This is a genomic window from Curtobacterium sp. A7_M15, from assembly GCF_030705415.1.
Lineage (GTDB): Bacteria > Actinomycetota > Actinomycetes > Actinomycetales > Microbacteriaceae > Curtobacterium.
This window is the reverse complement of record NZ_JAUZED010000167.1, coordinates 1-5,426: the sequence shown is the minus strand read 5'-3', so window position 1 is coordinate 5,426 and position 5,426 is coordinate 1. Positions and strand designations below refer to the sequence as shown.

At 55.9% G+C, this 5,426-nt stretch carries 3 rRNA genes; all 3 read left to right on the top strand.

Going from position 1 to position 5,426, the window contains the following annotated elements:
- Positions 1 to 74 precede the first annotated feature (74 nt).
- A 16S ribosomal RNA gene (locus Q7F20_RS17710) occupies positions 75 to 1,596 on the top strand.
- A gap of 445 nt (positions 1,597 to 2,041) precedes the next feature.
- Positions 2,042 to 5,172 (top strand): 23S ribosomal RNA (locus Q7F20_RS17705).
- 136 nt (positions 5,173 to 5,308) lie between these two features.
- Positions 5,309 to 5,425, top strand: a 5S ribosomal RNA gene (gene rrf / locus Q7F20_RS17700).
- The 16S, 23S and 5S rRNA genes sit together here, the layout of an rRNA operon.
- The last annotated feature ends 1 nt before the right edge of the window (position 5,426 follow it).

Here is a 5,426-nt window from a genome sequence, read left to right as displayed (position 1 = left end):
GACAGAATTGTCAGTAGACAGTTCTTTTTGTCAGTTTCAACTCGCTGGCACTTTCGGGTGTTGGTTGTAATTTTTTTACGGAGAGTTTGATCCTGGCTCAGGACGAACGCTGGCGGCGTGCTTAACACATGCAAGTCGAACGATGATGCCCAGCTTGCTGGGTGGATTAGTGGCGAACGGGTGAGTAACACGTGAGTAACCTGCCCCTGACTCTGGGATAAGCGTTGGAAACGACGTCTAATACTGGATATGACTGCCGGCCGCATGGTCTGGTGGTGGAAAGATTTTTTGGTTGGGGATGGACTCGCGGCCTATCAGCTTGTTGGTGAGGTAATGGCTCACCAAGGCGACGACGGGTAGCCGGCCTGAGAGGGTGACCGGCCACACTGGGACTGAGACACGGCCCAGACTCCTACGGGAGGCAGCAGTGGGGAATATTGCACAATGGGCGAAAGCCTGATGCAGCAACGCCGCGTGAGGGATGACGGCCTTCGGGTTGTAAACCTCTTTTAGTAGGGAAGAAGCGAAAGTGACGGTACCTGCAGAAAAAGCACCGGCTAACTACGTGCCAGCAGCCGCGGTAATACGTAGGGTGCAAGCGTTGTCCGGAATTATTGGGCGTAAAGAGCTCGTAGGCGGTTTGTCGCGTCTGCTGTGAAATCCCGAGGCTCAACCTCGGGCTTGCAGTGGGTACGGGCAGACTAGAGTGCGGTAGGGGAGATTGGAATTCCTGGTGTAGCGGTGGAATGCGCAGATATCAGGAGGAACACCGATGGCGAAGGCAGATCTCTGGGCCGTAACTGACGCTGAGGAGCGAAAGCGTGGGGAGCGAACAGGATTAGATACCCTGGTAGTCCACGCCGTAAACGTTGGGCGCTAGATGTAGGGACCTTTCCACGGTTTCTGTGTCGTAGCTAACGCATTAAGCGCCCCGCCTGGGGAGTACGGCCGCAAGGCTAAAACTCAAAGGAATTGACGGGGGCCCGCACAAGCGGCGGAGCATGCGGATTAATTCGATGCAACGCGAAGAACCTTACCAAGGCTTGACATACACCGGAAACGGCCAGAGATGGTCGCCCCCTTGTGGTCGGTGTACAGGTGGTGCATGGTTGTCGTCAGCTCGTGTCGTGAGATGTTGGGTTAAGTCCCGCAACGAGCGCAACCCTCGTTCTATGTTGCCAGCGCGTTATGGCGGGGACTCATAGGAGACTGCCGGGGTCAACTCGGAGGAAGGTGGGGATGACGTCAAATCATCATGCCCCTTATGTCTTGGGCTTCACGCATGCTACAATGGCCGGTACAAAGGGCTGCGATACCGTAAGGTGGAGCGAATCCCAAAAAGCCGGTCTCAGTTCGGATTGAGGTCTGCAACTCGACCTCATGAAGTCGGAGTCGCTAGTAATCGCAGATCAGCAACGCTGCGGTGAATACGTTCCCGGGCCTTGTACACACCGCCCGTCAAGTCATGAAAGTCGGTAACACCCGAAGCCGGTGGCCTAACCCTTGTGGAAGGAGCCGTCGAAGGTGGGATCGGTGATTAGGACTAAGTCGTAACAAGGTAGCCGTACCGGAAGGTGCGGCTGGATCACCTCCTTTCTAAGGAGCATCTGACCACTGTGTTGATTCAACGCAGCCTGGTTCAGGCGCCGATTCGGACCGAACGTGTCCGACGGTTAGCTCATGGGTGGAACATTGACAGTGCAGTCGTCAGCGCAGCTGCCGACCTCAGTACGCCGGCCTCTTCGGGGGTGGGTTGGAACGGGTGGGTGGTGAGCGCAGGTGGCTGGTGCACGTTGTTGGGTCCTGAGGGACCAGGCTTCCCGGTCGTGATGATCGGGGGTTGAGCCGTGACTGGGCCGGATGGTCTGGTCGGGTTCTTCGGTGGGCCGCATGATGCTGACACGTTGGTGTCGGGGGAGTGTGGTGCCGATCGTATGTTGAGAACTACACAGTGGACGCGAGCATCTTAGATCGCTCGGAACGATGACGAAGCCTTCGGGTGGGGTTGTTGTTGTGAGTCGATCGCAATTTTAATCTTTGTGGTCAAGTTTCTAAGAGCAAACGGTGGATGCCTTGGCATCTGGAGCCGAAGAAGGACGTAGAAATCTGCGATAAGCCTCGGGGAGCTGATAATCGAGCTGTGAGCCGAGGATTTCCGAATGGGGAAACCCCGCCAGGCGACTTGTCGACCTGGTGACTCCCGCCTGAATATATAGGGCGGGTAGAGGGAACGTGGGGAAGTGAAACATCTCAGTACCCACAGGAAGAGAAAACAACATGTGATTCCGTGAGTAGTGGCGAGCGAAAGCGGATGAGGCTAAACCGATCATGTGTGATAGCCGGCGGGCGTTGCATGGTCGGGGTTGTGGGACATGTCGCTCAGTTCTGCCGGACTGGGACGGTTACAGCGCATCATAGTCGAACTGGTTTGAAAGCCGGGCCGTAGTGGGTGCCAGCCCCGTAGACGAAATGGTGTTATGGCCGGATGTGTATCCCAAGTAGCACGGGGCCCGAGAAATCCCGTGTGAATCTGTCAGGACCACCTGATAAGCCTAAATACTCCCAGATGACCGATAGCGGACAAGTACCGTGAGGGAAAGGTGAAAAGTACCCCGGGAGGGGAGTGAAATAGTACCTGAAACCGTTTGCTTACAAACCGTCGGAGCCTCCTTGTTGGGGTGACGGCGTGCCTTTTGAAGAATGAGCCTGCGAGTTAGTGATATGTGGCGAGGTTAACCCGTGTGGGGTAGCCGTAGCGAAAGCGAGTCTGAATAGGGCGAGTGAGTCGCATGTCCTAGACCCGAAGCGAAGTGATCTATCCATGGCCAGGTTGAAGCGACGGTAAGACGTCGTGGAGGACCGAACCCACTTCAGTTGAAAATGGAGGGGATGAGCTGTGGATAGGGGTGAAAGGCCAATCAAACTTCGTGATAGCTGGTTCTCTCCGAAATGCATTTAGGTGCAGCGTTGCGTGTTTCTCGCCGGAGGTAGAGCTACTGGATGGCCGATGGGCCTCAACAGGTTACTGACGTCAGCCAAACTCCGAATGCCGGTGAGTGAGAGCGCAGCAGTGAGACGGTGGGGGATAAGCTTCATCGTCGAGAGGGAAACAACCCAGACTACCAACTAAGGCCCCTAAGCGTGTGCTAAGTGGGAAAGGATGTGGAGTTGCACAGACAACCAGGAGGTTGGCTTAGAAGCAGCCACCCTTGAAAGAGTGCGTAATAGCTCACTGGTCAAGTGATTCCGCGCCGACAATGTAACGGGGCTCAAGCACACCGCCGAAGTTGTAGATTTCGCACACTCGATAAGCCTTCGTGGTTCAGTCGTGCGGAGTGGTAGGAGAGCGTCGTGTGGCGAGTGAAGCGGCGGAGTGATCCAGCCGTGGACGCTACACGAGTGAGAATGCAGGCATGAGTAGCGAAAGACGGGTGAGAAACCCGTCCTCCGAAAGACCAAGGGTTCCAGGGCCAGGTTAATCCGCCCTGGGTAAGTCGGGACCTAAGGCGAGGCCGACAGGCGTAGTCGATGGACAACGGGTTGATATTCCCGTACCGGCGAACAACCGCCCAAGCTAATCCAGTGGTGCTAAGAGTCCTAACCCGCATTGACCGGATCCCTTCGGGGTGATGGCGTGCGGTCTAACGCTCGACCCCATGCTGGTGCGGTTAGCGTATGAACAGGTGTGACGCAGGAAGGTAGCTGAGCCAGGCGATGGTATCCGTAAGGTGAACCTGGTGTAAGGATGTAGGGCTGACGATAGGCAAATCCGTCGTCTGCGTGCCTGAGATCCGACGCGTACCCGTCAAGGGGAAATCAGTGATCCTATGCTGCCGAGAAAAGCATCGACGCGAGGTTGCAGCCGCCCGTACCCGAAACCGACTCAGGTGGTCAGGTAGAGAATACCAAGGAGATCGAGAGAATCGTGGTTAAGGAACTCGGCAAAATGCCCCCGTAACTTCGGGAGAAGGGGGGCCGGACACGTGATGCGGACTTGCTCCGCTGAGCGTTGAAGGCCGCAGAGACCAGTGGGAAGCGACTGTTTACTAAAAACACAGGTCCGTGCGAAGTCGCAAGACGATGTATACGGACTGACGCCTGCCCGGTGCTGGAAGGTTAAGAGGAAGGGTTAGCCTTTGGGCGAAGCTCTGAATTTAAGCCCCAGTAAACGGCGGTGGTAACTATAACCATCCTAAGGTAGCGAAATTCCTTGTCGGGTAAGTTCCGACCTGCACGAATGGCGTAACGACTTCCCAGCTGTCTCAACCGCGAACTCGGCGAAATTGCACTACGAGTAAAGATGCTCGTTACGCGCAGCAGGACGGAAAGACCCCGTGACCTTTACTACAGCTTGGTATTGGTGTTCGGTGTGGCTTGTGTAGGATAGGTGGGAGACTGTGAAGCGGGCACGCTAGTGTTCGTGGAGTCGTTGTTGAAATACCACTCTGGTCACTCTGGATGTCTAACGTAGGACCCTGATCGGGTTCATGGACAGTGCCTGGTGGGTAGTTTAACTGGGGCGGTTGCCTCCCAAAGAGTAACGGAGGCGCCCAAAGGTTCCCTCAACCTGGTTGGCAATCAGGTGGCGAGTGTAAGTGCACAAGGGAGCTTGACTGTGAGACTGACAGGTCGAGCAGGGACGAAAGTCGGGACTAGTGATCCGGCAGTGGCTTGTGGAAGCGCTGTCGCTCAACGGATAAAAGGTACCTCGGGGATAACAGGCTGATCTTGCCCAAGAGTCCATATCGACGGCATGGTTTGGCACCTCGATGTCGGCTCGTCGCATCCTGGGGCTGGAGTAGGTCCCAAGGGTTGGGCTGTTCGCCCATTAAAGCGGTACGCGAGCTGGGTTTAGAACGTCGTGAGACAGTTCGGTCCCTATCCGCTGCGCGCGTTGGAAATTTGAGAAGATCTATCCCTAGTACGAGAGGACCGGGATGGACGAACCTCTGGTGTGTCAGTTGTTCTGCCAAGGGCACCGCTGATTAGCTACGTTCGGACCGGATAACCGCTGAAAGCATCTAAGCGGGAAGCCGTCTTCGAGATGAGATTTCCATGCACCTTGAGTGTGAGAGGCTCCCAGCAGACTACTGGGTTGATAGGCCGGATGTGGAAGCGGGGACTAACGACCCGTGGAGCTGACCGGTACTAATAAGCCGAAGACTTGACAACACAATTATTTCCCACACCCTCGCGGTGTGGGGCTCGCGTCCACTTTGTGGTTCCCGACAGACGATCGGGAATCAAACTGAATACTTCAGCGACAACTGAAGGAACGGTTTTGATCCAGGACCTGGGTCGAAAGTGTTCCGGTGGTCATAGCGAGAGGGAAACGCCCGGTCACATTCCGAACCCGGAAGCTAAGCCTCTCAGCGCCGATGGTACTGCAAGGGGGACCTTGTGGGAGAGTAGGACGCCGCCGGACT